30 protein-coding genes and 1 tRNA gene are annotated in these 26,858 nt (G+C 34.8%); 9 read left to right on the top strand and 22 right to left on the bottom strand.

Translation table 11 applies throughout. The features are described from left to right. Positions 1-7 precede the first annotated feature (7 nt). A complete protein-coding gene (gene leuS / locus ACW9W3_RS07540) occupies positions 8-2,875 on the top strand; it encodes a leucine--tRNA ligase (protein WP_457765538.1) in 2,868 nt (955 codons plus the stop codon). A gap of 261 nt (positions 2,876-3,136) precedes the next feature. Here leuS and ACW9W3_RS07535 read toward each other — a convergent pair whose 3' ends face one another. Continuing rightward, entirely contained in the window at positions 3,137-3,334 is a 198-nt protein-coding gene (locus ACW9W3_RS07535) for a hypothetical protein (RefSeq protein ID WP_457765537.1), read from the bottom strand. A 113-nt stretch (positions 3,335-3,447) separates the two neighbouring features. Here ACW9W3_RS07535 and ACW9W3_RS07530 point away from each other — a divergent pair, with 113 nt between their 5' ends. Continuing rightward, positions 3,448-3,648 (top strand): C2H2-type zinc finger protein, encoded by a 201-nt coding sequence (locus tag ACW9W3_RS07530; RefSeq protein WP_457765536.1) that lies wholly within the window; start codon positions 3,448-3,450, stop codon positions 3,646-3,648. An 81-nt stretch (positions 3,649-3,729) separates the two neighbouring features. On the opposite strand, the gene ACW9W3_RS07525 is transcribed toward ACW9W3_RS07530, so the two are convergent. From ACW9W3_RS07525 to ACW9W3_RS07510, 4 genes are all read right to left on the bottom strand, one after another. Continuing rightward, on the bottom strand, positions 3,730-3,906 hold the full coding sequence (locus ACW9W3_RS07525) for a hypothetical protein (protein WP_457765535.1): 177 nt from the start codon (positions 3,904-3,906) through the stop codon (positions 3,730-3,732). A gap of 272 nt (positions 3,907-4,178) precedes the next feature. Then, entirely contained in the window at positions 4,179-4,313 is a 135-nt protein-coding gene (locus tag ACW9W3_RS07520) for a hypothetical protein (RefSeq protein ID WP_457765534.1), read from the bottom strand. A 265-nt stretch (positions 4,314-4,578) separates the two neighbouring features. Next, a complete protein-coding gene (locus tag ACW9W3_RS07515; protein WP_457765533.1) occupies positions 4,579-5,175 on the bottom strand; it encodes a hypothetical protein in 597 nt (198 codons plus the stop codon). A 56-nt stretch (positions 5,176-5,231) separates the two neighbouring features. Next, positions 5,232-5,408 carry a hypothetical protein gene (locus ACW9W3_RS07510; RefSeq protein ID WP_457765532.1) on the bottom strand — a complete coding sequence of 59 codons (177 nt, stop codon included), beginning with the start codon at positions 5,406-5,408 and terminating at the stop codon, positions 5,232-5,234. A 113-nt stretch (positions 5,409-5,521) separates the two neighbouring features. Here ACW9W3_RS07510 and ACW9W3_RS07505 point away from each other — a divergent pair, with 113 nt between their 5' ends. Next, the gene (locus tag ACW9W3_RS07505; protein ID WP_457765531.1) at positions 5,522-5,881 is read left to right on the top strand and encodes a hypothetical protein; all 360 of its coding nucleotides are present in this window, start codon (positions 5,522-5,524) and stop codon (positions 5,879-5,881) included. A gap of 300 nt (positions 5,882-6,181) precedes the next feature. Here ACW9W3_RS07505 and ACW9W3_RS07500 read toward each other — a convergent pair whose 3' ends face one another. The 6 genes from ACW9W3_RS07500 to ACW9W3_RS07475 form a co-directional block, all read right to left on the bottom strand. Further along, entirely contained in the window at positions 6,182-7,204 is a 1,023-nt protein-coding gene (locus tag ACW9W3_RS07500; protein WP_457765530.1) for a hypothetical protein, read from the bottom strand. Positions 7,205-7,945: 741 nt separating this feature from the next. Next, positions 7,946-8,089 carry a hypothetical protein gene (locus tag ACW9W3_RS07495; RefSeq protein WP_457765529.1) on the bottom strand — a complete coding sequence of 48 codons (144 nt, stop codon included), beginning with the start codon at positions 8,087-8,089 and terminating at the stop codon, positions 7,946-7,948. Between the two features lie 80 nt (positions 8,090-8,169). Continuing rightward, positions 8,170-8,436 (bottom strand): hypothetical protein, encoded by a 267-nt coding sequence (locus ACW9W3_RS07490; protein ID WP_457765528.1) that lies wholly within the window; start codon positions 8,434-8,436, stop codon positions 8,170-8,172. A 62-nt stretch (positions 8,437-8,498) separates the two neighbouring features. Continuing rightward, positions 8,499-8,942, bottom strand: coding sequence for a hypothetical protein (locus tag ACW9W3_RS07485; protein ID WP_457765527.1), 444 nt, complete (start codon positions 8,940-8,942; stop codon positions 8,499-8,501). Between the two features lie 51 nt (positions 8,943-8,993). Further along, positions 8,994-9,119, bottom strand: coding sequence for a hypothetical protein (locus tag ACW9W3_RS07480; RefSeq protein WP_457765526.1), 126 nt, complete (start codon positions 9,117-9,119; stop codon positions 8,994-8,996). Further along, positions 9,119-9,718 carry a nitroreductase family protein gene (locus ACW9W3_RS07475; RefSeq protein ID WP_457765525.1) on the bottom strand — a complete coding sequence of 200 codons (600 nt, stop codon included), beginning with the start codon at positions 9,716-9,718 and terminating at the stop codon, positions 9,119-9,121. Before ACW9W3_RS07475 ends, ACW9W3_RS07480 begins: the two co-directional genes overlap by 1 nt. A gap of 301 nt (positions 9,719-10,019) precedes the next feature. Between ACW9W3_RS07475 and ACW9W3_RS07470 the strand changes: the two genes are divergently transcribed. Further along, entirely contained in the window at positions 10,020-11,033 is a 1,014-nt protein-coding gene (locus ACW9W3_RS07470; RefSeq protein ID WP_457765524.1) for an NAD(P)/FAD-dependent oxidoreductase, read from the top strand. Here the strand turns inward: ACW9W3_RS07470 and ACW9W3_RS07465 are convergent. Beyond that, positions 11,030-11,734, bottom strand: a complete 705-nt coding sequence (locus ACW9W3_RS07465; RefSeq protein WP_457765523.1) for a YkgJ family cysteine cluster protein — start codon at positions 11,732-11,734, stop codon at positions 11,030-11,032. The two genes, ACW9W3_RS07470 and ACW9W3_RS07465, sit on opposite strands and share 4 nt — an antisense overlap. Before the next feature lie 35 nt (positions 11,735-11,769). Here ACW9W3_RS07465 and ACW9W3_RS07460 point away from each other — a divergent pair, with 35 nt between their 5' ends. After that, complete coding sequence (locus ACW9W3_RS07460) at positions 11,770-12,090, top strand: hypothetical protein (RefSeq protein ID WP_457765522.1); 321 nt, start codon at positions 11,770-11,772, stop codon at positions 12,088-12,090. Positions 12,091-12,185: 95 nt separating this feature from the next. Next, positions 12,186-12,273 (top strand) — tRNA-Gln (locus ACW9W3_RS07455). A 19-nt stretch (positions 12,274-12,292) separates the two neighbouring features. On the opposite strand, the gene ACW9W3_RS07450 is transcribed toward ACW9W3_RS07455, so the two are convergent. From ACW9W3_RS07450 to ACW9W3_RS07405, 10 genes are all read right to left on the bottom strand, one after another. Then, positions 12,293-12,892: a 30S ribosomal protein S7 gene (locus tag ACW9W3_RS07450; RefSeq protein WP_457765521.1), complete on the bottom strand. Its 600-nt coding sequence runs from the start codon at positions 12,890-12,892 to the stop codon at positions 12,293-12,295. A gap of 2 nt (positions 12,893-12,894) precedes the next feature. Next, positions 12,895-13,332: a 30S ribosomal protein S12 gene (locus tag ACW9W3_RS07445; RefSeq protein ID WP_457765520.1), complete on the bottom strand. Its 438-nt coding sequence runs from the start codon at positions 13,330-13,332 to the stop codon at positions 12,895-12,897. Between the two features lie 3 nt (positions 13,333-13,335). Then, positions 13,336-13,800, bottom strand: coding sequence for a NusA-like transcription termination signal-binding factor (locus ACW9W3_RS07440; RefSeq protein ID WP_457765519.1), 465 nt, complete (start codon positions 13,798-13,800; stop codon positions 13,336-13,338). Positions 13,801-13,863: 63 nt separating this feature from the next. Beyond that, positions 13,864-14,187 (bottom strand): ribosomal L7Ae/L30e/S12e/Gadd45 family protein, encoded by a 324-nt coding sequence (locus tag ACW9W3_RS07435; protein ID WP_457765518.1) that lies wholly within the window; start codon positions 14,185-14,187, stop codon positions 13,864-13,866. A 76-nt stretch (positions 14,188-14,263) separates the two neighbouring features. Further along, positions 14,264-15,805, bottom strand: coding sequence for a tetratricopeptide repeat protein (locus tag ACW9W3_RS07430; protein WP_457765517.1), 1,542 nt, complete (start codon positions 15,803-15,805; stop codon positions 14,264-14,266). Between the two features lie 51 nt (positions 15,806-15,856). Next, positions 15,857-17,038, bottom strand: coding sequence for a hypothetical protein (locus tag ACW9W3_RS07425; RefSeq protein WP_457765516.1), 1,182 nt, complete (start codon positions 17,036-17,038; stop codon positions 15,857-15,859). Positions 17,039-17,082: 44 nt separating this feature from the next. Then, entirely contained in the window at positions 17,083-17,313 is a 231-nt protein-coding gene (locus tag ACW9W3_RS07420; RefSeq protein ID WP_048117687.1) for an LSM domain-containing protein, read from the bottom strand. Positions 17,314-17,326: 13 nt separating this feature from the next. Next, positions 17,327-21,118, bottom strand: coding sequence for a DNA-directed RNA polymerase subunit A' (locus tag ACW9W3_RS07415; RefSeq protein ID WP_457765515.1), 3,792 nt, complete (start codon positions 21,116-21,118; stop codon positions 17,327-17,329). Next, positions 21,118-24,465, bottom strand: coding sequence for a DNA-directed RNA polymerase subunit B (locus ACW9W3_RS07410; protein ID WP_457765514.1), 3,348 nt, complete (start codon positions 24,463-24,465; stop codon positions 21,118-21,120). The genes ACW9W3_RS07415 and ACW9W3_RS07410 overlap by 1 nt, the downstream gene beginning before the upstream one ends. After that, the gene (locus ACW9W3_RS07405) at positions 24,465-24,716 is read right to left on the bottom strand and encodes a DNA-directed RNA polymerase subunit H (protein WP_048117695.1); all 252 of its coding nucleotides are present in this window, start codon (positions 24,714-24,716) and stop codon (positions 24,465-24,467) included. Before ACW9W3_RS07405 ends, ACW9W3_RS07410 begins: the two co-directional genes overlap by 1 nt. 179 nt (positions 24,717-24,895) lie before the next feature. Here ACW9W3_RS07405 and ACW9W3_RS07400 point away from each other — a divergent pair, with 179 nt between their 5' ends. The 3 genes from ACW9W3_RS07400 to ACW9W3_RS07390 all read left to right on the top strand — a co-directional run bounded on the left by ACW9W3_RS07400 (position 24,896) and on the right by ACW9W3_RS07390 (position 26,640). Beyond that, entirely contained in the window at positions 24,896-25,729 is an 834-nt protein-coding gene (locus ACW9W3_RS07400; protein ID WP_457765513.1) for a PEFG-CTERM sorting domain-containing protein, read from the top strand. A 93-nt stretch (positions 25,730-25,822) separates the two neighbouring features. Further along, positions 25,823-26,281: a hypothetical protein gene (locus ACW9W3_RS07395; RefSeq protein ID WP_457765512.1), complete on the top strand. Its 459-nt coding sequence runs from the start codon at positions 25,823-25,825 to the stop codon at positions 26,279-26,281. A gap of 74 nt (positions 26,282-26,355) precedes the next feature. Then, a complete protein-coding gene (locus ACW9W3_RS07390; protein ID WP_457765511.1) occupies positions 26,356-26,640 on the top strand; it encodes a DUF7220 family protein in 285 nt (94 codons plus the stop codon). Positions 26,641-26,858 lie beyond the last annotated feature (218 nt).

Raw genomic sequence — 26,858 nt, 5'->3', positions numbered from 1 at the left:
GAAAAATATGGAAATTAACTGGAATGAAATTGAAGAAAAGTGGCGAAACAAATGGATTGAAAACAAGGACTTTGAGACAGAACCCAATGACAAACCAAAAAAGTTCATTACAGTTGCATATCCGTATCCCAACTCACCTCAACACATAGGACACGGAAGAACATACACACTAGCTGATGTTCATGCTAGATTTTATCGAATGAAAGGCTACAACGTTTTATTTCCAATGGGATTCCACTACACTGGAACACCAGTACTTGGCATGGCAAAGAGAATCCAATCAGGTGAAAAAGAAATTCTAGATGGACTAAGAAACATTTACCATGTTCCAGAAGAAGATATCAAAACATTTGTTGAACCAATAAAGATTGCAGACTATTTTCATGAAGAGATAAAGTCTGGCATGATAGAGATGGGTTATTCCATTGATTGGCGTAGAGAATTTACAACCATAGTTCCAGGTTATCAGAAATTTATCGAGTGGCAAATTACAACACTCAAAGAGAATGGTAAAATCATTCAAGGCAGTCATCCAGTTGGTTGGTGTCCACGAGATAACAATCCAGTGTCACAGCACGATACAATGGGAGACGTTGAACCAAAGATTGATGACAAAAATTATCTAGTTAAATTCCAGTTCGGTGATTTAATATTTCCAATTACAACATTAAGACCTGAAACAATTTTTGGAATAACAAATTTCTGGATTAATCCAAATGTAATTTATAAAAAAGTTACAGTAAATAATGAAAAATGGATAGTATCTGAAGAGTGTGCACACAAGCTAGAGTTTTTCGAGAAAAAGATTACAGTTGATGGAGACATTCCAGGTAGTCAACTAGTTGGAAGATATGTAACATCACATAATGGAGAAGAGATTCCAATTTTACCTGCAGACTTTGTAGAGCCAGCAATAGGAACGGGACTTGTAATGTCAGTTCCAGCTCATGCTCCAAAAGATTACCAGGCATTAATGGATCTCAAGGCCAAAAAGCATGATTTAGCCTCAAAAATAGAGCCCATTCCAATAATTACCATAGAAGGGTATGGGGAAATTCCAGCAAAAGAGATTTGTGAAACAATGGGAGTATCAAACCAAACAGACCAGAAACTAGATGAGGCAACAAATGAATTATACAATAAAGAGTTCACCACAGGAAAATTAAATGAAAAGTGTGGAGAGTTTGCAGGAATTAATGTAGAGTTTGGACGAGATAAAGTAAGGGAACGGTTAGAAAAGAATGATCATCTAGAAAAATTCCCAGTACTTGAGAACGGCCCTGTGCGTTGTCGTTGTGGAACTGAATGTGTTGTAAAGATACTATCAAATCAATGGTTTCTCAATTACGGAGATGAAGAGTGGAAAGCATTGGCAAGACAATGCTTTGATGAGATGAATATTCTACCAAACAAAATCAAAACAGAGTTTCATGATGTAGTTAATTGGTTACATGAGAGAGCATGTGCAAGACAGCAAGGATTGGGGACTAAACTACCATGGGACAAAGATTGGATTGTAGAGTCATTATCAGATTCTGTCATATACATGGCATATTATACCATATCACGATTTGTAAATGAAGATAAAGTAAATCCTGAGAATCTTACAAAAGAACTCTTTGATTTTATTTTACTTGATAAAGGAGACATGACATCAGCTGCCAAATCATCCAAGCTTTCTGAGAATATTGTTAGTGTAATGAAAAAAGAGTTTACATATTTCTATCCAGTAGATTCAAGACACTCAGGACGTGATTTGGTTCAGAATCATTTGACATTTTTTGTTCTCAATCACGTTGCAATATTTGATAAAAAGTATTGGCCACAAGAAATTGTAGTTAATGGTAGTGTCATGATGGATGGCGCTAAAATGTCAAAGAGTATGGGAAATATCATTCCATTACGCACTGCAATTAGAGAGCATGGTGCAGATCCGATTAGACTGGCAATAATATCATCAGCTGAACTACTCCAAGATGCTGATTTTAACATGGAGTCAGTATCAGGCATTCAAAATAAACTGCAATCATTATTGGAGGATTGTAGTAACGTAAAACCAGGAGAAATTGGAAATCTTGAGCCTGAGGATAGATGGATTTTATCGAAAACCCAGAATTTGATTAGTCAAGTTACAGATGCAGTCGAGAAAATGAGATTAAGAGAGGCGCTACATGATATTTTGTTCTCATTTGAATCAGAATTGAGCTGGTATAACAAAAGAGTACAAGCCAAAGGAAGAGAGAACAATTCAGGAATTTTGCATAAAATTAATTCAGACAGAGTTGCAATGTTGTCCCCATTTGCACCGCATGTAGCAGAAGAGATGTGGGTAGCATTAGAGAATAAAGAACTTGTATCAAAGACACAGTGGCCAGAATTCTCAAAAGACAAAGTTGATGCAACTGCAATACAATCCGAAGAGTTACTCAAAGGAACAATTAATGATATTGCAAATATTCTCAAAGTTACAAAAATTACTCCAAAGAAAATTGTAATCTATGTAAATTCAGATGAGATGAAATCCAAAGTGTATCGTAAAGTTTTAGGAATCATGGTTGGCGGTCAAAACAATATGGGAGTAGTGATGAAGGAATTAATTGCAGATCCTGAAACGGCAGAAGCTAAAAAGATGCCAGATTACATACAAAAAGTAATCAAAGACTTGCATTCAGAATCTGAAGATATCAAAAGTATGAAATTAGAATCGGATTCATTTGATGAAAAGGAATTCTTGAAGTCAGAGTTATCAAGTATTGGTAAAAAGGAATTCGATGTAGAGATTTTAGTATTTTCAGAAAATGACGCAGACATCTATGATCCAAAAGGAAAGGCCAAACATGCAAGGCCGTTCAAGCCTGCAATTTTGATTGAATAAAATTCAAGGTTTGAAATCGACAGGACCAGTAGAGCAAGTGGCATCTAGAAAAGATCCACTGCACTGGGACTCATCTACAATTTTGGGAATAAAAATGGATGCAGATAGGTATGAAATTTAATTTATTTTATTCAGACTTTTTTCATTTTTCTAATAATCTTTTTAATTTGTCTATACCCTAAAACTGGAATGATACAAGTAGGACATCCGATTTTAGATATGGAACAGCAACACAGACATTCGCATTCTCCTTTTTCGTGATTACATTCTTGGCATTTCATTTTTTTTACTCCTGGGACTTGATCTTAATCGTGTTTTGCAACATGGACATGTACTTTCTTTTGTCATAAAAAATAATGCGCAAAGGGAGCACCACTTCTGACCAATCTTGTATCGCAGATTGTTTGTAAATGAATTAGGTTTGAATCTATCACATAATCCTGTACATACTTGAGCCATAATCTTGTCAATTCAAAAATATATTTAAGAAAATTGCCAAATTCCTTTCAAATTAATTTATTTTATCATAAATGTGGGAATCATCTTTAGTAATAGAAGATACCAAACAAAGTATGGCAGATTTAGATGTAGATAGTGTAAGGAAACTAAAATGCGATAAATGTGGCTCTAGGTTCAAGTATCCTGAAAGGTTAGAAAAGCATAAGGAAATTGCACATAAAAAGAAAAAGGAAAAATGCAGAGCTTGCGGTGCTGAATTTCACTCTACGGAAAACCTAAGAAAACATAAAAAAGTTTGCAAGGAAAGAGTGTAAGGTTGCAAAATCAAGCGGAATTGATGTAGTCAGTATTCAGATTTTAATGAATTACTAAAACAGTACCAAAAAAGAAATATCCTAGTCTAGTTTTTCCCAGATACCACTGCACTGACCACACTTTGATTTCTCGCACCATTTCTCAAATGTCTTACCAGATGGAATTTTGACTACTGTAATTCGATTACATCCAGTACATTGAACCTTTACGGAATAATTCCCACTGTTATCATCTACAAACCAGTCTTTGAATCCCATGTACACAAATTTATTGCATTTTGAATATACATTTTCTCCTAGAATTAGCCCATAGTAACATAGGACACTACAAGGTAAAGGGCAATTGAAATTAGCATAAATCCACTGATGCCTATTGCTTTTTTGTCATTTACTGTTACTATCATGATGAGACTCAAAAGATAGCATCTTAAGCGTTTGCAACATTATGGGTAAAATGTTCCAATTAAAATCAAAAATCCAACAAGCAAAGACAGTGCAATAATTCTAATCAGAACAGATGACAGGATATTCTAGTATTTTGGCTTTTTTCTTTTCTTCTTTTTTTGCTGCTCGCTTTTGTATTTTTGAACTCGCTGTTTTGCAACAGCTGCCTTTTGTCCCTTTTGCATTCGCCCATCTTTTTTCTTTGGTTTTTTCTCAGTCACAGAATTACTACAACTTTTTCAAACTTAAGCCTGTTGGAATGTCTAATTGTCCGCCCTTTATCTATGAGAAGCCGCCAAGGATATTATGATATCAAAAGAACAAAAATTAGAAATCTTTCAAAGTACATTTGCAAGACTCAGAAAAATAGCCATTACAAACAAAGAAAAACTAGTAGAAAATTATCGAAGACTACCTCTAGCCTAAATTATTTAGATAGTTGTACCACATTGGGATTTATTCAATCAGATAAAAAAGAAAAGAGGCCTAGTTTCCTCTAAGTGATTTTAGTGAGTTTCTAAGATCTTTTGCTAAATCATAGTCACCGTTACTAATTGCATCTCGAATTTGCAACAAGATATCTAAAAATTCTGCCTTGTTATCATCAGGATTGTTAGACAATCTTTCTGATATTTTGTCGATTTTCTGGTCTAGTCGGTCAATCTTTTTTTGAATTCTATCAGTGTTGTCGATTTCTTGTGTTACTGTGGTAACATTGGAAATGTCTGCTGCGTCAACTATATGAAAATATTTTACTCCAGTAAAGGTCTCAGGGTTATACTCTCTTTCAACTACTACCCATACTAGGAATTTGTCATCATTTTCATTAACTACTACTCCAATTCTTGCTCTATTAGAATCAGGATATAGTGAAGATGCTTCACTAAGAGATACTGTTACTTGCTCTCTAAGATCTGCTCGTCTGGTATCTTCTGTGATTTGGATTTTTCCAACAAAGTCAGTTACTTCAATGTGTCGTTGTTTGAAGTGATTTGCATCAGAGTCAGCCATGGCTGATGGTAGACCAACTGATATTATTGCAACCATTGCAATTAGTGAGGTTATTGCTAGTTTTGATTTCATTATTACATAAAATGAAAAATTTGCTTATAATGCTCACGTAGAACTTATCAGTTCCACTATACCCCAAAGGTCTTGTTGCATTTAGGACAAAGCATACCACCCGTCTCAGTTCCACACTTTTTGCATCGCATATTCATGCCGGCAATTTCGCGTGGATTAGTCCTTGTAGCCTTTACAATTAGTACTGCGACAATTAAAATTCCAACTGCAATTCCAATCCAGACTAGCACCATACCATACTAGCATACATCATCAGCATAAAAACCACAAGAATAACAACCAAACATCACCATTTAGTCAAGAAAAATTTTTCCCAGGCTCTAATTTTTCAAAACCAATCAAAACAGTGCAAGTACAAAGACTAGAAAACAGGCTTTGCAGTGAATTTCTCAGCATAGATAGTACCATTAGATTTGTAGGGATTTTATGCAAATGTGGCAGACTAAAAGCATATGACAGAAAAAAAGGAATCACCCCACAGATTACAGTTCCTGAAACAAAGCTAGTACACAGAGAAGCACTACTCAAGGCTAAAATGAACAAAATATTTGATGGTAAGCTGGGCAAAACAAACTGGTCAGTAGAATCAAGGGATAATGTAAAGTGGATTACCGTATATCACGGAAAAGACCTCATATTGATGTCAACCGAGAATTCCTCAGATCACAACAGAATAGTAGATAGAATTTTGCAGATACTAGATTAATCAGACTTTTTTGGCGGTGTAATACCCAAAATTCTTTCATGGAATTCGTAGATGAATTCGTCTACTTCTTCAATGTCCATAATGTTCCATAAATAATTTCAGCATATAGGAAATATTCTGTTCAAATTTTACATACACTTAGCATTCTTGATATACTGTTGATACAATAATCACTCTCATGGACCAGCAAGTTTTCTCATGTGGACATAAACCCATAGTATTTACACGACAGTCAAAACAATTTCCAAACATTACAATGAGATTGTGTCAGGATTGCCTTGACATGGATTGCCAAAATGATTAAACACAAAGCGAAGAGGCTTGTAACTGTACAGTTTTAGTAGATAATACAGAATATTGGTTTGACATTATAATATAGTATTCCCCTGATTCTAACAACAAATCAAATTGGCCAGACTTTACCTTACCGCTATCATAAAATGATAAAGCACTTTGATTATTTTCAAATTTATTAAAATTATAATCATCCATTACAAGTACAATAATGTCATCACCTAAAATATCACTTGCAATAAATCCACCTTCAACTTTGGCATCACAAGGTAAAGTAAACGCAACATAGGTAAAAGATCCTGGACCCACCTCATACATAGAGTCTACAAATTTCTGGCCAGATAAAGACAAATCTAATTTCTGTCCACCAAATAATTCGTTTACAATGCTGCCAAGGGTACTCTCTATGGATTTCCCAACAGAGGAAATAACAGAGTTTTGCATCTTGTTTTTTTGAATTTCCTCATTGATTCTATTTCGCACCTCATCATAGACAGAAATGGTCCTATACGATTCAAATGGAACAGGAATACCTTGCCCGAAGAATTGAAAATATGCAATTCCTTTGACTCTAATCTCCATCACACCTTGGGATTCAATGACTGAGGAAACTGCAGGCATCATACTTTCTTGTGTAATATTTTGAAATGATGAGATAACTTTGATTTGTCCGGGATTAATTACAAGATCAACATTGCTAGTTCCCTTGCCAATTAAGATTCCATTAATCAAAACATCATAGGACAAATCAGGAATGTATACTGGTAGGAGTCCATTATTTGCAATTCCAAAGAATAAATTTAAATTAATTCCTTCAATTAGCTCAAACGCTGCACCAAACCATTCACCAGTTAGAGTAGATAATCCAAGATTGAGTAGTTTATCCCATGTTAGCGGTGCCCAATCTATGCTGTGAAATTTTACATCATTGAGATTAACTGAGAGTTGAGTGTATGAATATACAAACAGTCCAACTATAATCAAAAACATTACAAGAAGAATAACTCCTATTGCAACTAGTTTGCCCATTGTGATTATGAAATAATTATCAAATTAAGTATGTTGATAAAGTCATCTGCGACTAAGAGATAGTTTGTTTTTGAGTTTCCTGGCACGGGGCTTTGTTCGCAGTAATCGCCCACAGCAAGGACACCAAAGGCCCTCCCATAAAATAAAAAGCTCACATTCAGGACATCGCTTTTGGCCTTGCTCGTATCTACCGCCCTCGGTAGAGTTGCTCTTTGCAACATATTGTTTGCAAGTACTAGTACAATGCACACATAGTTCACACATTTCTCATAGAAAATATTGTCGGTTTTTTCTAATTTTGAAAAGTTAGAATAATTTCTGATTTTGCAGTTTTACTCTATTTCTATATGTAGTTAGATGGTAATGAATAATGTTTTTTAGTTTCTCCTCAACAGATAACTCCTCTTCGAAATGGTAAAATATTTCTTGGACATATGCCTGTGTTGCACCCCAACATATTACAAATCATGAGAGAGTATCTAGGAAGAATCAAGCCTAAAAGGGTAGGTCATAGTTATAACAAAAAAACAAAGACAGATCATTAACTAATAGTGTACTGATATTGCAAAGTCAACATTATCAGAATCAAGATCACACCAAAAATATGAAAACTGCAAAAGAGATCTATGAATTTAAAAAAGAATTGATAAAAAGATTAGAAACAGGAGATAACCCATACTATGGATTATCACTTGAGAGTCTAGTGAAAAACTAGCGTTCATACTGAATTAATTGTTGTAATTATTTGAGAGTTTTTTTGAGTTCAGTGTTAACCACACTTGAAAAACTCACAGCACTTGCAGATTTACTAATTTGCTTTGCTTGAATAATTCTCAATTTTTTTACAATATCATCATCCAATACAATTGTAAGTCTTTTTCCCATGAAAAAATCATGGTTTTGTCACAACATATAATCTAAGTAAACATGAATGCAAATTCATACTTGAATAAACGATGAAAAAATTAGAATGTAGATTTGGAATTAATCGCGTTAATAATCCCATCACGTTTTTTGTATTCAATTTGTAAATTGCGCTCTAATCGCTTCATAGTTTCATCTGTTGTTGGATTTTTCAATTCTGCTTCCTTGTGTTTTAATAACTTGTTAATTCTTCTATCATTTACTTTTTTTTCTTCATCTAGCAAGTCTAGTTGAACCTTACAATCAGGACAAATTAGTTTTCTATCAGTATGAATTGAAAACTCAGAATCACATCTCTCACAAATCAATTACAAATCGTATGAAAATATAATGAACTTAAGGGTATTGGAGTGAAATTGGTTTTTTTAAACTAAGGAAATTGTAAATTAACATCATCAATACATTCATTGATTTTTTGAGTTTGGTTTGACCATTGTTCGTGGCAATCTTGAATTTGAGCATTTTTTAGTTGTGCGTCAATTTCTAATCGTAATGGATTTTGTTGCTTTTCTAATTCCCAATTTTCTTGTTGTTTTAGAGTACCATACACAATTACGGCATTATTAACACAGTATTCCCAATTAATTGCAGTCAACAATACTTCAGCATCATATAATGTAAGATCATCTAACAAAGCAAGTTCATCTTCCATAATCAAACTACATTCACTCAATGCTAATTCAAGATTTTCTTGTTTTTCAAGTATAGAAGGGTCTATTTGTTTAGCAACATCAAGACTGTATTGAGTAAGTGCTGCTGAAACGGCAATAATTCCAATCACTACTGCAACTACAATAATGATTAGTAATTTCATAAAATTGCTCTATGAATTAGGAACTTAAGCGTTATTGAAATGATCCAGAATTCAGTTTGGTTTTTTAAATTTCTGTCTCTGTCTAATTTTATCACATTTATCACATAGTTGATAATTCTTTCCAATACCACGAGATGCACGACAACCTGTTCCACAATTTTTGTAAATGTATTCCATCAGAAGGAATTCTCAAAGACCACATCAGATAGAGGTAATTGTCCACCACGAGGTGTAGGATCCTTTGCAGATTTTCCAAGTACCACCATCATTGTAACTATATGATCATCAGGAAGATTGATTAGTTTTCCAACCTTATCATAATCAAAGCCCTCCATAGGACAGCTGTCATATCCAATAGATTTTGCTGCAAGCATAATGGTTTGAGCAGCAATTCCACAAGAACGAATTGCCTGGTCTTTTTCAAGTTCAGGATTTCCTGAATATGCTTGCCTGATTCCATTGACTAGGAAATTTCGAGATTCTTCTGAAACGTTTTTCCAATAGCGCTCAGGGTTTTTCTCCCAGGCCTTCAAGTCAGCACAAAGTACTATGACTAGAGAGGCTTCTGCAACTTGTTTTTGTCCATAGGATAGCTGAGACAGTTCATCTTTGAGTTTTTGTTCTGTAACAATTACAAATCTCCAGTTTTGAATATTGTACGAAGTTGGAGATAAAATAGCTGATTCCAAAATTTGATTAATTTCAGATTTAGTGATTTGGTGATTTTTAAAACTCTTAATTGAACGACGAGATTTTATTGCGTCAATTGTATCCATGGTAAAATAACCTGTGTTACCAAATTTAACTTTATGAAAAGGTGAGTGAGCTTAAGATCAACTCCCGAAAGGATGTTGATGACAGCTCGTCGCTTAAGATCAGAAACATCTGTTACCTGATGACAGCGATTGTCTTTAGGCCTGAAACTATTGTAATCAGACGAAAGACTTACCTTTCAAAATCAATATGGAAATTTCATATTTAACCAGTACTACTTTTTCATACTAGTGTCAATCAGGTTAACACTAGCAAAATTTCCAGATAGTGTATTTATTAGGCAAAAGGAAATTTCAAGACATCTTGAAGATTGCAGTAATGGGAATGGGGGTTGCAGGATCATATCTTATGGCCAGACTAAAGGACTCAGAGCATGAAGTTGTAGGTTATGAAAGAAGTGTTGAAGAAAAACACGATTCAATTTGTGCATGGGGAACGATAAAACCAGTATTGGCAGATTTTTGCAAAAAAACTGGAAGGGACTTTAATGACTTTTTAATTCATGATGGCAAAAACATGCATGTCAAAATGAACAACGACGTAAAGTTTGACATTGGATTAAAAGGACTTTGTACATATAACAAATTAGGACTAATCAAAGATTTCATTAAAGATTCAAAGATAATCTATGGACAAGCTCCAAAGATTGAAGAATTAGAAAAAGAGTACGACATGATAGTTGACTGTACTGGCTTTAACAGAGTCTATCTACCAAAACTAAAAGAAGATTTCTTTTTACCAACATACGAGTATAAAGTTGAATATGAAAACGGGGTACCCTATGATGATTTTTACATAGAACCATTTCCAGGAATGTCAGGATACTTTTGGTATTTCCCATTAGGTGAGAAATGGGCACATATCGGAGCAGGGGATTACAATAAACAACACATCAAGGCAACTGATGAATTTTTACAAAAACATGGAGGCAAAGTAATTGCAACAAAAGGCAGACCGATTAGACTTGCAACACCAGATAGATGCAAGCCATATTATTCAGGTAAGGTAGTTGGGGTTGGCGAATCAATTGGAACAGTTTATGCATTATTGGGGGAAGGAATTATTCCATCAATGCAATGCGTTGAGATATTTCTAGAAAATATGAATGATTTCAAAGCTTATGAGAAAGCAGTAGAAGAGCACTACAAAGTTTATGCCAAAGTGTTTAATTTTGTTCGAGCAAAAATTCACAAGAACTTTAGTTTCTTCAAGGCACTACCAGATTTCATTGCAATATTTCGTTATATGAAAAAGCATGAAGACAGATTTGGAATGAATATAAAAATTGCAGATCTGATGAAAGTAGCTAAAGCCTAACTAAAACTAACAGAGCCAAATCCTTCTCTATTTGTTCTATTTGATGCCATGTTATAATCGTAAATTGTTTTTGAATAATCCTTGAATTCATCTTTCATTGGATCCAGAGTATCTGCCAAGTAAAATCCAGGGCAGTCCCCTGTAAACTGATAGGTGGCATGAACACGTGCAGTGCCTTTTTCATTTTCAAGCCAGCTAGAAAACGGATAGAGATAGCAAACACCAGGTCTGTCTGGATGCATACTACATCCACCTTTTTCATCTAAGAATCTACAAGATATGTGAGTTCCATCATCAGCTGCTGTTTCATCTTTTTTTCTTTTCAGATTAATTGTAGTCATTGTAGTTAGTTGTCCTGAAGGTCCAGGTTCATGATACGTTACTGTAAGTGTCTCATTTTTTATAAAATCAGAAGGTTTTTGATATTTCAAGCCTTTTCCAATTGTTATCAAATCATCAGAAGTTAGTGGGAGTCTCCCTTGTCTGTCACAGCAGTTGTGACAATCAGGCCAATAACACTTCCACAGAATAAATTTTTTCTCAGAATTAAGATATGGGACATGAAATACTACATCTTTGACTTTAAGTGGATAGTCAGACACATCAGTAATTTTCCCAAGCATGAATTTACGCAAAATTGGATCAATATCCCAATCTTTTTCCAACAAGTTTAATGATTCTTCAATTTCGTTTTGAGACAACTATTAAGATATAACATCTGTGAGTCATGTTATTAATGTTGAGTGAAAAAGGAAAGCATGCCTCAGCTACTCAAAACAGAAGATGGGTATGGAGTGAAATAATTTGGCCCCTAGTTTTAGAAGTCAATGATGTATCATTTACACTGAAACAATTTCAAAACAAACGTCAAAAAATTTGTCAAGAACAAAATGTTTCAATCAATGTTCCATCAAGAGGACTAGTGTCATTGATGCAAAAAGGTATTTTGTTAAAAGAAGGAGAAATTTATTCTATCCACTATAGACTAATTCCATACATGCGATTAAAAGCAGAATGTGATTATTCAACTGCAATTCATGAAGTCAGAATAAAATAATCATATCATTTCAAGATATCTAAAAAATAATTCATTATAGAAAGTAAACATAACAACAAATGATTATATTCTTAAACAGGAAAATTTCTTCAAGTAGCCCGATAGTCTAGCGGTCAAGGATTCTGCCCTCTGGATCTCAAGAGTGGATAGGCGGAGACGGCAGTTCGAATCTGCCTCGGGCTACTGAAAATTTCTAAAATATCTATCTAGATGCTTGTGCTATTCGTTCTAGCTCATTTTTCTTCTTTACAGAAGGAGCATTAGGATCATTTGCTGCTGCAAGCATTATTTGCTCTGCCATATGTTCCTCTATTGGTTTTGGATTGGAAAATGTTGCCTCTTTGATTGCATCAGCCATAAACTTTAGTGCCAAGTCAACTCTTCTGATGGGAGCAACATCAACTGATACGTGATAAACAGTACCACCATAAACAATTCTAGTAGTATCTTCGTTTGGTGCAGAAAATTCAATTGCTCTAACTAAAACTTCAACTGGGTTTTGTCCAGTCTTTAGAGCAATAATATCAAAAGAAGTTTTTACAGTGTTTAGAAGTTTAGTTTTCTTTCCAGTCATTCGTCCTGTGTTCTTTGCATATTTTTTTCCAAAGTGCATTGTTTTGTTGATAAATCTCTCAACAATGTTGACATCTGCTTTATTGAATCGTTTTAATGCAGAACGGCCATAAGTGTAAGGCAAAATTTGTTTTCTCAGAGAGATGGCAGTTTTTAGTCCAGGATCTTTGATTTCAATATCAGATAAATCCCATTTTCTAAATAATAACAAGTTTTTAGTTTGTGCCATTTCTATCTCCTTGGTTTCTCTTTCTTTCCAATTACTAGTTCGTGAAGTGATGTACCGTTAACTTTGAAAACTTTGAATCTAACACCAGGAATATCTCCCATCGCACCACCTTGTGTTGCACCCATTCCTTGAATGTGAACCTCGTCGTGTTCATCAATAAAGTTCATTGCACCGTCTCGGGGTAAGAATGCTGTAACTGTTTTACCATTTTTAATTAATTGAACTCTAACACATTTTCTAATAGCAGAGTTTGGCTGTTTTGCAGCAATCCCTACTTTTTCTAAAACAATTCCACGTCCTTGTGGAGCTCCTCCAAGCGGATCTGCTTTTTTATCAATTCCAAGTTTTCTTCTCTTGTATGTTGAAATTGCCCATCGCTGCTTTTTCTTTTTAGAAGTTAAAACTCTGCCAGCAAATAATCCAAGTGGTGATTTTCTCATATCTCACATCTCCATAGTAGCACGTTCAGGACTGTTAATCAGAACACTGGTAATATCAAAATATCGCTTTGCAAGCAATCTTGCTTTCTCAGCATTTCTGCCTTCTCTTCCAACTACGATTCCTTTCTTTCTTGGATCTACCATAACGATTGCCTGTTTTGTCCCATCTGCCCGTGTATTTATTTTTACTTCAGAAATTAGTTTTGAATTAAGCAAGGAAGACAAGAATTTTACTGGATCCTCGTCATATTCTACCAATTCTACATTTCTTTTAACAATATTTTGCAATGATTTGATATGAACTCCGCCTTTGCCAATTGCTAATCCCATTTTACCAGTATTAACTACAAAAATTACTCTATCTTGTTTCTCATCTTCTACACAATCACGTGCAGTTGCACCAGTTACATTTTGGAAAAGCGACATCATACGCATTTGATCTGTTGAGAGTTTAATTGACTGTGTCATTAGAAATCCTATTTATCTCCGACCAGAATTGTCTCATTTAAACTTTCATTAACTATAATGTAACTATTCATTTTTTTCCTCAGCTTTTGTATCTTTTAAAATTGATTTTATGTTTGCATCTGTTATTGATGTGAATGAAATTGTTGAGATTCTAAATTGCAAGCCGCATAATCTTCCTAGTGCGACTGAAGTCCCTTGAAAGTTGACTAGAGGTACTTTTTCTTTTTTTGCATCTGATTCAATTTTCTCAACCATTTCTTTACTTACTGATTGAGATAATACAATTAGCTTGGAATTTTTTAAAGAGTTTAAAACTTGTTTTGTACCGAAAGTTAATTGATCTTCTTTTCGGGCATCCTTTAATGATTTTTCAAGTAGTTTACTCATGTATGTTTCCTTAGATCGATCGTCATCACAGGGCTTTATAGGTTTATTGAAAAATCAGGCACAGTATTTGAAAAAATTAGTTCAGGAAATTAAACACTGAACCCAAATTTGAAAATACTAAACCAATTTCATCAAATAAGGAAATTGGTTTTTCCTTTTCGTTGTTTTCAGTACTAGTTTCTTTAGGTAAAATCGATTCAGAGTAATCTATTTTTTTGATATTTGATTGTGCTGGCTCATCTGCTAAAGTTACAGTTGGAATGTTCAAGGAGGATGCAATTTCAAGATTTTTTCTAGCTGAAATATAATTAGGATTTTTCTTTAAAATTTCTTCATAAATGGAAATAGCTTTATCGTAATCTTTCAAATTTGCAAGTGCATTTGCTTTGTTATTTTTAGCAGGTAAAAATTCAGGATTAATTTTGATAGCATGATCATAGTATACGATAGCTTCAGTGAAATAGCCCAATTTCCCCAAGGCAGAACCTTTGTTTACGAGAATTTCTACATCATTTGGATCATCAGATAGAGATTCATTAAAAATTTCTAAAGAACCATCAAAATCACATAATCTATACAATGCAGGTCCCATTCCATCATAGTATGATATAGTATCAGTAAACATACTTTTGTCACATTCCAAATTAATTTGGTTTAGAATTAGTCCTAATTCAATATCCTCTACAGTTAGATTTGTTTGTTTTTTGATTTCTGTGGGAATAGTTTTTTCTTGAATAGTTTTTTTGATTTCAGTAGTATTAGGTTTTGATTCGGAAGTTTGACCAGTTTCTTTAATTGTAGACTCTATAATCGGATTCGATTTATCAATTGTTTCTTCAATTGTTTCTTCAATTGTTTCTTCAATTGTTTCTTCAATTGTTTCTTCAATTGTTTCTTCAATTGTTTCTTCAATTGTTTCTTCAGTTACAATTTGAGGTTCTTTATAATAATCAAAAAATGATATAGCTTCAGATTCACCATAATGAGCTTTAATGGAGTAAGTTCCTTCTGTTCTAAAATTAACACCATCTTTTACAAGAAAATTAGTTGAGAATTCCAAATCAGAATTTACTGTTCCAAAATAAAATCCTGCAGGCATTCCAAATGGATCATAAACTCCAATCAATGAAGTAGGAGATCCCAATGCAGAAACAAGACCTGTGATGTGTATTACATCATTATCGGCGTATTGATTTTTGTCAGTGTAAAGAAGAAAAATTTCTGGTTCCTCATTTGATTGAATTGGGATTTCAGGTGAAGAATTATTCCCGATTGTAAAATAATGATTCTCAGAGATTTGTCCATAATCTAGTTTTATTTTGTATTCCCCAGTTTTTTCATAAATTGGAGAGTCAAGTTGAATTGTCTTTGTGAATGTTTTTTCAGGTGAAATTTCCAAATTGTTTGCAGATAAAATTTTTCCATCAGGATCATAGATGCTCATTGCAATTATTGGCATTCCAAAATCAAGAATTTCACCTGAAACAGTAAGAGAATCACCAATATTGTAGGATATCTTATCTGCACTTACCAGAAATGTTTCTGCAAAGACGTCAGATACAACTAAAGGGGATAATACGGTTAACACTAAGGTAATTCCAAGTAAATATCCTAACACACAAAAAATTTTGTAATTTTGTATTTAATTATCACGTAGGAATGATACTTTTCATTCAACTGTAATTAAACTCGACATTAGTGGTGCCAATACAGTTGGATCACCTAGAGAGTTCCAAACAAATGTCTCTATTTTATAATTTCCAGAGTTTTTTGGGATCCAAGATTGTGAGACATCAAGACTTTGTCCAGAAGAGAGTTCACCTTGAACCCATGAGATAGACTCTACTAAATTATTTTCATTTTTTACTTGAAACAGATATACAAATTTCTGATCAAATTCATTTGGATTAACTATAGTTCCAACTATTTGCAATTGATTATCAGGTGAAAAGGATTGCAAAGAATTCCCAAGTGCATCAGAGAATTTGATTGGAAGGTTATCAATTCTATCTATTGGGGGAATTGAGGAATCAACTAGTGCAAAAGTTTCAATTGACATATTATCAGAAATTGAATATGGTTTTGGCAAAGTATAATCATCATATTTTGCAGAGATGTTATCACCAGGAATGGAATAAAGTCGACTTCCACTAGTCGTTGAACTCTGAGATAAAGAAAAGGTTGCAACAAACATCCCAGAGCTTTCTGATGTCTCAATTCCATCAACTTCAAATCCTGCAATGTCAGAGTCTGAAGATATTTGAATCGGAATATGATCTAATGCTTCAGGGTTGAGATTCATATCTGAATCAATGATTCGCACAGTTACAGTTTCATCTAAGAGAAAAACTTCTTGTGTGAATTGAATAGTTCCTGTATTCCAACGTACAGATGCAGATTCAGTTAAGATTACACCGTCTGCAAATTCAAATGATATTGTAACTGCTGAATCCCTATCCACTTCTAAAAATCCACTAGTAGGACCAGTACCCATAGTTCTCGGAGTTGTATCTATTTTACCATCACCGTCTACATCATGTGCAAATCCTGTAAGTATTACTTCAGCGGTAAAAACTCCAGAGTTAACATCAGTTTCTGTGAACCTATAAGGTTCAAGTGAATGCTCTCTTGTAGAAATTTTAATTGGATGGTCTTGCGTATTGCCAATTGAATCAATCAAGTCTCTATCAGTATTCCAACTAGGAGCAATGATTGTCATTTTTATTTTGTCAGTCCAAGAATACATTGGTTTGTCTGTAAATATTGGAGAGTATGGTTTATCATAATCAGGAATTGATTCACCAAATACAGGAAATAAAATCAATGAAATAATCATGAAAAAAAGATACATATCATAAATTATCAAATATGGAATTTAATGTTTGATGGAATATTCTATGATTCGTCTTCAGGAAGAGAGACTAGTAAAATATTATCTCCACGCAATAGAGTCTTGCCAATCTTTTCATGTTTTTCTTCAGTTACATCTTCAGCATCCTCTAGTGTCAAATTCATGTGAATGTCAAAGTCTTTGAGAATCCCTTGAATAGTTCGGGTGTTTCTTAATCGAAGTAAGACAAGCTTATCTTTGCTGTTGTTCATTAGATTTGTAATTTCATCGGCCATAATTTTTACCAGTTTATTTCTTCTTGCTTACTTGCATGTACAAGTCAACAGTTCCACTTCCAATTGGAATGTTACTACCGACAATTACATTTTCAGTTATACCTTTGAGTTGTTCAACTTCTCCTCCAAGTGCAGCATGTGCTATGGTTGGAACTGTAATTTCGAATGCAGCTCTTGCAAGAACACTGTCTTTGGTACCTGCAATTCCGTGTCTACCGATTTGTTGCATGTAACCTCTTGAGCACATCAAATCAGATACTAACATAATGTATCTATTATCTACCTCTAATCCTTGGTCCCCTAGTGTGTGATTGAGTTCATCAATCAATGCATTTCTTGCAGCCTCAATTCCCAGAGTTCCTGCAATTTCAAATACATTGTTTGTTCTGACATTTGTTTTGTCAATACCTTTTACTTCAAGAACTTTAGCAATATTGGAACCTGTTGTCTGAATAACCCATTCATCATCTTTTTGAACCAGGGTTACACGTTCAACGTCTGGAACTCCCTTTACTGTAGTGTTCAGGACTTTATTTCTAATTGCAATTACTGTTGCTGTATCAGACTCTTCAACAAGCTTGAGAGTAATTAGTTCACCAACTGTCTCCATTTTGAATTTCTTGTTTGATGCAAGAGATGCTTCAACTTCAGCAATGGAACATCCTCTTTCTTTGAGTCTATTTTCACTAAGGATTAATTTGATTTCAGTAGAATAATCAGTTTCACTGGTTGCAATTAATGCACTGATTTTAGTTTGTAATACATTTCTTGCAACTTCGATTGCTTTTTCTCTGGATTTCTTTGATTCGTTGTCAAGATAGATATCCATAGTTGGGGTAACTGGTTTCTTTCTTGCATCAACTAGTTCAATTAATCTTGGAAGACCCAAAGTAACGTTTCTTTCTTTAATTCCTGCAAAGTGGAATGTTCTCAAAGTCATCTGGGTACCAGGTTCACCAATTGATTGAGCAGTGATAATTCCTACTGCTTGTCCGGGTTCGACTTGGGCTTTGTTGTAAAGTAAAAGTCCTTTCTTACATACTGCCTCCACACCATCTTTACTTAGATTAGATTCATGCAAGGCATCAGATACGAGTGAAGTTAATCTTGGATTAAATGTCTTGGTGTATTTCTTGGTGAGAGTATCAATTTCATCTTTAGTTGCCTTTTTACCAGAATCAATCATGGTTTGAGATTCAGCTAATCTGCTAGCGTTAAATGCTTCACCGTGATCACTTTTTTGCACATCTATTCCATCTTCACCATAAAGGAATTGTACAATGTGTCCGTGTGGGTCCCTTACTGTTCCGTCATATTCTAATCTAATGTGTTCTAATGCGTTGATCAATCTTCGCTGCATGTAACCACTTTGTTGTGTTCTAACGGCAGTATCTACGAGTCCTTCACGACCACCCATTGCGTGGAAGAAGAATTCTAATGCAGAGAGACCTTCTCTGTAATTGGATTTTACAAATCCATGTGCATCTGGATTATTATCATGTTCTTGGAAATGGGTTAATGCACGATTGTGATAGCCATCATTCATTCTATTTCCTCTTCTTGACTGTTGTCCTAATGCTCCGGCCATCTGACCTACGTTTAATGATGAACCTCTAGCACCTGTTGTGGCCATAATTTTGCCAGCATTAGAATCATCAAGGGAGTGATTTGCAGTAGATCCTGCCTTGTCTCTTGCTTTACCCAATTCATTTACTATGTAAGCTTCAAGTGCTTCTTCAGGTCTCATTCCTCTTGTGAGTTTTAGAGTTCCTTTTTCATATTGATGGGTTAAATCAGATACAATATCATAAGTTTCTTGAATATCATCTAGAATCTGTTGTTTCTCTTTTTCTGGTACTTCAAGATCACCAAATCCATAACTGAATCCATAGCTTGTGATGAATTGTTTTACCATGATTAGAATAGAATTTAAGAAATTCTTTCCAACTGCGTTTCCATAGTCTTTTGTAATTCTGTGTAAGACACTTTCTGGCTCTTCTGCACCAATTGATGTTTTATCAATTACACCGCTGATGAGTTCACCTTTTTTAATTACAACATCTTTTGCAGGACCATTTGTCCCCTTTGACCATTTTGATGTAAGGACATAGTTGAAGTCTTTTGGAAGAAATAGGGAAAATAGTTGTTTTCCAGTGTATGCAGGTCCGTCTTTAGTTTTAGTACCAGGTTTTGGAAGTGCATCTTTGTAACCACCAAGCATTGCAAGGTTTGAGAATTCTTGAACAGAAAGAGTTGTTCCATCTTTTGTTAGAAGATATGCACCAGTTACAAAGTCTCTGAGTGCTCCAATGATCGGACCACCATATCTTGGAGAGATTAATTGATCTTGAACTCTCATTAAGAGAATTGCTTCTGCTCTTGCTTCCTCACTTTGAGGAACGTGGAGGTTCATCTCATCACCATCAAAGTCTGCGTTGTATGGAGGACATACTGAAGGGTGTAATCTGAAAGTTTTACCAGGAAGTACTCTAACATAGTGAGCCATGATAGACATTTGGTGAAGTGAAGGTTGTCTGTTAAACATGACAATATCACCGTCTGCAAGGTGTCTTTCAATTAGGTAACCAATCTCAAGTGTTTCTGCAATAGTAGAACGGTCTTCTACAAAATCTAATCTAATCTTAACACCATCAGGTCTAACGATGTAGTTAACACCTGGGAATTTTTCAGGTCCGTTAATCACGAGTTTTCGCATTCGCTCAATATTCCATTCTGTAACAATTTCAGGGATTGTTAGTTTCATCGCTACTTGTTCAGGAACTCCAACTTCAGACAAATCCAAGTTAGGATCAGGTGAAATTACAGTTCTACTTGAAAAGTCAACCCTCTTTCCAGAGAGTGATCCTCTGAATCTTCCTTCTTTTCCTTTTAGTCTTTGAGTTAATGTTTTGAGTGGACGTCCAGAACGATGATGAGCTTGTGGAATTCCAGAAACTTCGTTATCAAAATATGTTGTAGAGTGGTATTGTAATAGATCAACTAGATCTTGTACAATGAGTGGCGGGGTTCCAGCCTCCTTACTTTCTTTTAGTCTTTGGTTAACTCTGATGATATCTACCATTTTGTGTGTCAAGTCATCCTCAGATCTAATTCCGGTTTCAAGAATGATTGAAGGTCTTACAGTTACCGGTGGTACAGGTAATGCTTGAAGAATAAACCACTCAGGTCTTGCAGTTATTGGATCATAGGACAATAGTTCCAAGTCCTCATCAAGTATTTGTGAAAATCTTTCTCGAATTGTAATTGGAAGTAATCTGTGTTCACCAATCTCTGTTTTCTCAACGAAGATGGTTGGTTTTGTAAAGACTAGTTCATACTGTGTTTTTCCACAGTGAGGACATTCTTTTGCTTTCTTTGCTTTCTCTATGATTTGCTCTGGAATACGTTTTTGAGAAATTACAGTGTATGCAGCATGTTTGTCTTTGATTTTTTTGAATTCATCTAGATCTTCTTGTGGGACTTTGAGTCTAGCACATGAACGACAGGTTGATTGCAATAGTTTGTAAATATTATCAATGAATGCAATATGCAAAATTGGTTCTGCAAGTTCAATGTGTCCAAAGTGTCCAGGACATCTGGCTGCAGTATTTCCACATGTTAGACATTTTTGTCCAGGTTCAAGAGTTCCAAGTCGTCCATCCATAAGACCACCTTGAACTGGCATTCCATCTTCATCATATGTTTCAGGAGCAGTGATTTCTGCAACAGAGTATTTTCTAACTTCAGTTGGAGACCATACTGAAAAACGAATTCCATCAATTGATTTGATTGCTTGAAGCGACATTAGATTTTCTCCTTGATCAATAGACGTGGTGCAACGTTAAGGCTCTGCATTTCTTGCAAGAGTAGTTTGAATGCATATGCTACTGATACTGATGAGACTTTGGCTTTATCACCACAGACTCGGCAGACATATTTTCTTTGTTTAACATCATGATAAGCAACTAATCCACATCTTTCACATACAAAGATATCAGATTTGTCAGATTCATCTAGCAATCTATCTTTTAAAATCATTGAAGCCCCATAAGCAATTAAGCAATCTCTCTCCATTTCACCAAATCTTAATCCACCACCTCTTGCCCTACCTTCAGTTGGTTGTTTAGTTAACATCTGAACTTGTCCACGTGCCCTTGCATGTATTTTATCTGCAACCATGTGATGGAGTTTTTGATAGTATACAACACCAATAAAGACATCAACTGGAAATGGTTTTCCAGTTCTTCCGTCATACATTACTTCCTTACCAGAATATTTGAAACCATGTGCATCCATTACTTCTTTGACTTCATCCATTTTTTCTCCTACAAATGCTGATCCATCAAATCGCTTTCCACGAAATGCAGCAGCTTTACCACATATGGATTCCATCATCATTCCAACAGTCATTCTTGATGGGAATGCATGAGGATTAATTAAAACATCTGGAGACATACCTTCTGCAGTATATGGCAAATCTTCGGCTTTAGCTAAAATTCCAAGTACACCTTTTTGTCCATGTCTTGATGCAAACTTGTCACCAATTTCAGGGATTCTCATATCTCTTGCTCGAATCTTGTACATTTTCCCACCTTCGTTTGATTGAGTCATAACTACAGTGTCAACAACACCAGTTTCAGATGGCCTTACACCAATAGAAGTATCTCGTCTGTATGGACCTGAGGATTCAAACTCTCTGTATTCTTCCATAAATCTTGGGGGACTAGTTTTTCCAATTAAAATATCTCCACCTTTTACTGGAGCTTCTGATGCAACAACACCATCTTCTTCAAGTAATCTATATGCTCGCTCTCCCTTGTAACCTCTAATGTTATCTTCAGCATTAGGAATTTCAAAAGTATCACGCATTCCACCAGGATATTGTTTTGCTTCTGCATCATAAATTCTATAAAAGAAAGTTCTTCCCAAACCCCTGTCAACAGATGCTTTGCTGAGTACAATTGCATCTTCGATGTTATATCCGTCAAATGGCAACACTGCAACTATACAGTTCTGACCTGCTGGTCTATCTTCTAATCCTAAAAGTTTCATTGCTTTTGTATTTACAATTGGAACTTGAGGATATAGCATAAAGTGCTGTCTAACGTAAGTACTTGTATTCATCATTGGTGTTGAGAATCCTAAACTTTGTTTTGCCATTGCAGATTCGTATGTGTTTCTTGGAGACTGGTTATGTTCAGGATATGGAATGATGGAGGCTCCTGCACCTAAGATTGCTGGTGGGAATACTTCAAGGTGAGTATGTTTCTTTGTATCTTTTTCATCCAAAGTAACATAACAATTTTCTTCTTCATTAGCATCAATCATTTCTAAAACACCCATTCTCAAAAGATCAGTCCAAGAAAGTAATTTCTTGGATATTTTATCCAAAAGATCTTGTGTGAGTAATGATTTGTTATCTTTGATAATTATCAGTGGTCTCAAAACACGTCCAGCATTGCAGTTTACATAAAGTCTTCTTGTTGAACCTTCAATGTCAGATTTATGAAATGAGACTCCAACGTGAGGATGAATCTTAGAGTTTCGTCTAAGGTCTCTTAGAGATTCAGCAAGTTCTTGACCATCTTTGAAATATCCAATTAGACGACCATCAACAAATACTCGGGTTCCATCTTTCTTCAAATCTTCTTTTGCATCAAAGAAATGTACTGTTCCAAGATCATAGAGTTTTTCTACAATTTCTTCAGATGGTACGTTTACTGAAATAATTCCAGATAATGCAAGGTTTTTTACCAAACCACAGTTGGAGCCTTCTGGGGTTTCACTAGGACAAATTCTTCCAAAGTGAGTAGCATGCAAGTCTCTTGCCTCAAAGTTTGGCTGGGTTCTACTAAGAGGGGATTGAATTCTTCTCAGATGGCTAATTGTTGAGAGATAGTTTGTTCTATCAAGTAATTGGGTGACACCCACACGTCCTCGTCCCCAATTTCCTGTTGCAATTGCATTGTTTAGTTTATCAGTAATAATTCCCGGACGAATTGCAGCAGCTACTGCATTGATTCCTCGTTTTTGGCCTGATCTTTCTAATTGATATTTCATGTCTCGGACCAAATTTCTGAATGCAGTTCTAAATAGATCTGCCAACATTTGTCCTGCAAATTTGATTACTTTGTTTCCATAATGATCCTTATCATCAGGAGTAATCCAACCAAGTTTTAATTCTAATAATTTACAAGCTGCTTCACCTAAGAATTGTGCTTTCTCTTTTCTGTTCTCAGGATGTTTGCCCAAATGAGGTAATAGACCCCAATCAAGTAAAGTCTCAGCACGTTTGATTTGAAATTCTTCTAACATTCCAGGTGCGATTCTTTTACTGATGTAAACAATGGCGTCTTTTGATGTTGGGACATCACCGGCTTTTTCAAAAGAGCCTTCTAATTCATCTTGTAAGTCATCAACTAATGAAACAACTGCTGCAATCTCTCTATCTGATTCCAATCCAAGTGCCCTCATCAATGTGACAACTGGAATGTCAACTGGAGAACCAGGAATTCTAGCTACAATTAAACCATCATTTTTCATTACAAGTTCTAATTTTGCACGATAACCAACAATTGAAGAATATACTTTAGCTTTGAAAACAATGTTACCGCCAACAGTTTCTCTATCAACAATAATTTTGTTGTATGAAAGATCTTCTAATCCTACAATTACTCTCTCAGAACCATTAATGATAAAGTAACCACCAGGATCATTTGGATCCTCACCATGTTCTATTAATTTTTGAGTAGAGAAATTATGCAAGATACATGCATTTGATTTTGCCATCACTGGTACATCACCAATATGAACAAATCTTGATTCCAGAATTTTTCCATCCTCTACAACACTTGCCTCCATCATTACAGGTGCAGAGTATGAAACATTTCTCAACCTTGCCTCAGCTGGAGTAATATGAGTAATAGAACCATCAAGCTCCATCATTCTTGGTTGTTGAAGTTTAACTTTTCCTAGTTGAATTTTGTAAGGGTATTCAGCATTTTCAATATCAATTTGTCCTACCTCATTGATGATACTTTGTAATCCTCTTTCTAAGAATTCATCAAATGAGTTTAGATGTTGACGTGCAATACCTTCACGTTTTAAAATATCTTGAATTACTGGCCAACGTTTTGTAGAAGGATCTGCCATTATACTTCCACCACGTATCTGTAATAGAGACTCTCACCTGCAGTTGGACTTTTTCTAGTAATCTTTATCATATCACCAGGTTTTATTCCTAGTCCTAAAATTGCAGGATCGTTTACAAAGATTAAAGGTAATTCTGTAGGTTTACAGTTGTATTTTTTTAAAACTTCTTCAGCTTCTTGTTTTGAGATAATCTCATGTTTTGGTACATAGATATGATCAGGTACTAGAACTTGATTTTTTTTAGTTGCCATCTACAAAACCTCCACGTAGAACATTAAATGTAACGGAAAATAATATACACAAACTGTCAAAATCTCACGCTCGGGTTAATATATATCTAATCTGAAATTCGGCAGGGAATTGTGTTTTTTCTTTTTAGTCAATAAATTTTATCGCAACCTTAAATAGCATAATTTTTCGCCTAAAATTGATGAAAGCTCATCTAACGGTGTTCACCTTATCTGCAATTTTAATTGTAAGTATTGGTATGACACCAGCATTTGGACAAATACAAAACTCGATTGTTGTTACTACGGACAAATCATCATATTTAGAAGGTGAAACAATTCTAGTAACAGGGGAAGTGAAAGATCTGTATTCTGGCACTCCAGTAAGTTTGATAGTTAAGAATGACAATGCAATTGTTGCTCTTGCTCAACTAACAGTAGGAATTGATAAAAAATTCAGTACTGAAATTACTGCTGGCGGAACAATGAAAACTGCTGGAACTTATACAGTTGAAGTCACATACGGAACAGCAAATCGTTCAGCTACAACAATGTTTGAGTTTGGCGGATCAACAACAACTCCACCAAAAGACAGCACATCTAATGTAACGGATAAAACAGTTCTAGTCGAAGGGGCCAAAGATATGATAAGTTATTCAATAACAGGTGGGAAATTACTAAACATCACACCTGATTTTGATGCAAAATCACTAATCATTTCTATTGACGCCATGGATGATGGTGTGTTAACATTAACAATACCAAGAACAGTGTTCGATTCAGAAGAAAACGGCATTGATGCTGAAATATTCATCTTAATTGATGGAGAAGAAGCTGCAGACTTTGACGAAACAACCACATCGATAGACAGAACGATTACAATAGAATTCCCAGCAGGAGCTGAAGAGATCGAAATAATCGGCACGTTTGTAATTCCAGAATTTGGTACAATTGCAGCCATGATTCTAGCAGTAGCAATTATCTCAATAATTGCAGTTTCTGCAAAGTCAAGACTCAGTATTATGCCAAGATACTAAATTTCATCTTTTTTTCTATTTTTAAGATTATGTAAATGGGTACTGTGATGAAATATATCTCAAAATCAAAAGCGATAAAAAATATATCATGTTATGCCAGATGATTCATCTAGATTTTGGATTGTCTCACAAATAGCAGATATAAAATACACAGAAGGTGTAAGACCACTATTCAAAAAAAGTCAAGTTGCAGGAAAGAAGCGCAAAGTTTTGATCTCTGATAGTGCTAGAAATTTCATAAAAGCCCACAAAAAAGAATGGTGGACTAGATATGTTGAGGAAAAATCAATCCATATTCGCCATGTTCATTTCAAGGGAGATATGAACAACAACAAGATGGAACGCCTTAACGGAGAACTAAGAGACAGAGAAAAGGTGATGAGAGGATTGAAAAAAGATGATTCTCCAATAATTTCAGGCATGCAGATTTATCATAATTACATTCGTTCCCACATGGGAATTGATAATGATACTCCTGCTGATAGGGCAGGGATTAAGATCAATGGAAATAACAAATGGATAACCTTAATTCAAAATGCTTCAAAAACATGAGTTGATTTGATTCAGCATTAAATCAATTTACTACTAGGATAATTGTTCAAGAATCCATACTCGGGTGGTAAAATATGGCTGAACAGATTGATTCCTACAAAAAGAGTTTGATGGAGGCTTTTGCAAATTTGATGGGAGGATATCCAATGATATTCATAGTTGGACTGATAGTTTTACCATTGTCCGTAAATTGGATTAAAGAGGATCCTGTTATTGCAAATTTGGCTATCACTGGTGCATATGCATCAATCAATTTTACTAGGAGTTTTGTATTGAGAAGATTATTTTTAAAATATGGAATTTATGAAAAAATGATATCTTTCTTGAAAAGGTTATTTAAAAATAAAATCCTCCAATGAAACTCCTGATTGGTATTATTCCTTAAAATTTAACACCCGAAAGTAAACAGGAAGAATTTTGTGATCCGAACCACTCAGATTACCCAGAACCATTTTTAAATATACATAAATAACAAGATATCTGAAGTTGAATTAGGATGAATTTTAAACGTTCTACAACATCAATGGCGATAGCCCTCATGGCATTGTCATTAATTTCAATGACCTCAATTCAACAA

The sequence above is a fragment of the Candidatus Nitrosopumilus sp. bin_68KS genome (genome assembly GCF_054095825.1).
This window is presented reverse-complemented; position numbering and strand designations above follow the sequence as displayed.

Bases quoted from the DNA above. Each gene is read 5' to 3' on its own strand.
- leuS (WP_457765538.1), top strand. From the start codon at position 8: ATGGAAATTAACTGGAATGAAATTGAAGAAAAGTGGCGAAACAAATGG.
- ACW9W3_RS07535 (WP_457765537.1), bottom strand. From the start codon at position 3,334: ATGGCTCAAGTATGTACAGGATTATGTGATAGATTCAAACCTAATTCA.
- ACW9W3_RS07530 (WP_457765536.1), top strand. From the start codon at position 3,448: ATGGCAGATTTAGATGTAGATAGTGTAAGGAAACTAAAATGCGATAAA.
- ACW9W3_RS07525 (WP_457765535.1), bottom strand. From the start codon at position 3,906: ATGGGATTCAAAGACTGGTTTGTAGATGATAACAGTGGGAATTATTCC.
- ACW9W3_RS07515 (WP_457765533.1), bottom strand. From the start codon at position 5,175: ATGAAATCAAAACTAGCAATAACCTCACTAATTGCAATGGTTGCAATA.
- ACW9W3_RS07510 (WP_457765532.1), bottom strand. From the start codon at position 5,408: ATGGTGCTAGTCTGGATTGGAATTGCAGTTGGAATTTTAATTGTCGCA.
- ACW9W3_RS07500 (WP_457765530.1), bottom strand. From the start codon at position 7,204: ATGGGCAAACTAGTTGCAATAGGAGTTATTCTTCTTGTAATGTTTTTG.
- ACW9W3_RS07495 (WP_457765529.1), bottom strand. From the start codon at position 8,089: ATGGGAAAAAGACTTACAATTGTATTGGATGATGATATTGTAAAAAAA.
- ACW9W3_RS07485 (WP_457765527.1), bottom strand. From the start codon at position 8,942: ATGAAATTACTAATCATTATTGTAGTTGCAGTAGTGATTGGAATTATT.
- ACW9W3_RS07480 (WP_457765526.1), bottom strand. From the start codon at position 9,119: ATGGAATACATTTACAAAAATTGTGGAACAGGTTGTCGTGCATCTCGT.
- ACW9W3_RS07475 (WP_457765525.1), bottom strand. From the start codon at position 9,718: ATGGATACAATTGACGCAATAAAATCTCGTCGTTCAATTAAGAGTTTT.
- ACW9W3_RS07460 (WP_457765522.1), top strand. From the start codon at position 11,770: ATGTTGAGTGAAAAAGGAAAGCATGCCTCAGCTACTCAAAACAGAAGA.
- ACW9W3_RS07450 (WP_457765521.1), bottom strand. From the start codon at position 12,892: ATGGCACAAACTAAAAACTTGTTATTATTTAGAAAATGGGATTTATCT.
- ACW9W3_RS07445 (WP_457765520.1), bottom strand. From the start codon at position 13,332: ATGAGAAAATCACCACTTGGATTATTTGCTGGCAGAGTTTTAACTTCT.
- ACW9W3_RS07440 (WP_457765519.1), bottom strand. From the start codon at position 13,800: ATGACACAGTCAATTAAACTCTCAACAGATCAAATGCGTATGATGTCG.
- ACW9W3_RS07435 (WP_457765518.1), bottom strand. From the start codon at position 14,187: ATGAGTAAACTACTTGAAAAATCATTAAAGGATGCCCGAAAAGAAGAT.
- ACW9W3_RS07425 (WP_457765516.1), bottom strand. From the start codon at position 17,038: ATGTATCTTTTTTTCATGATTATTTCATTGATTTTATTTCCTGTATTT.
- ACW9W3_RS07420 (WP_048117687.1), bottom strand. From the start codon at position 17,313: ATGGCCGATGAAATTACAAATCTAATGAACAACAGCAAAGATAAGCTT.
- ACW9W3_RS07415 (WP_457765515.1), bottom strand. From the start codon at position 21,118: ATGTCGCTTCAAGCAATCAAATCAATTGATGGAATTCGTTTTTCAGTA.
- ACW9W3_RS07410 (WP_457765514.1), bottom strand. From the start codon at position 24,465: ATGGCAGATCCTTCTACAAAACGTTGGCCAGTAATTCAAGATATTTTA.
- ACW9W3_RS07405 (WP_048117695.1), bottom strand. From the start codon at position 24,716: ATGGCAACTAAAAAAAATCAAGTTCTAGTACCTGATCATATCTATGTA.
- ACW9W3_RS07400 (WP_457765513.1), top strand. From the start codon at position 24,896: ATGAAAGCTCATCTAACGGTGTTCACCTTATCTGCAATTTTAATTGTA.
- ACW9W3_RS07395 (WP_457765512.1), top strand. From the start codon at position 25,823: ATGCCAGATGATTCATCTAGATTTTGGATTGTCTCACAAATAGCAGAT.
- ACW9W3_RS07390 (WP_457765511.1), top strand. From the start codon at position 26,356: ATGGCTGAACAGATTGATTCCTACAAAAAGAGTTTGATGGAGGCTTTT.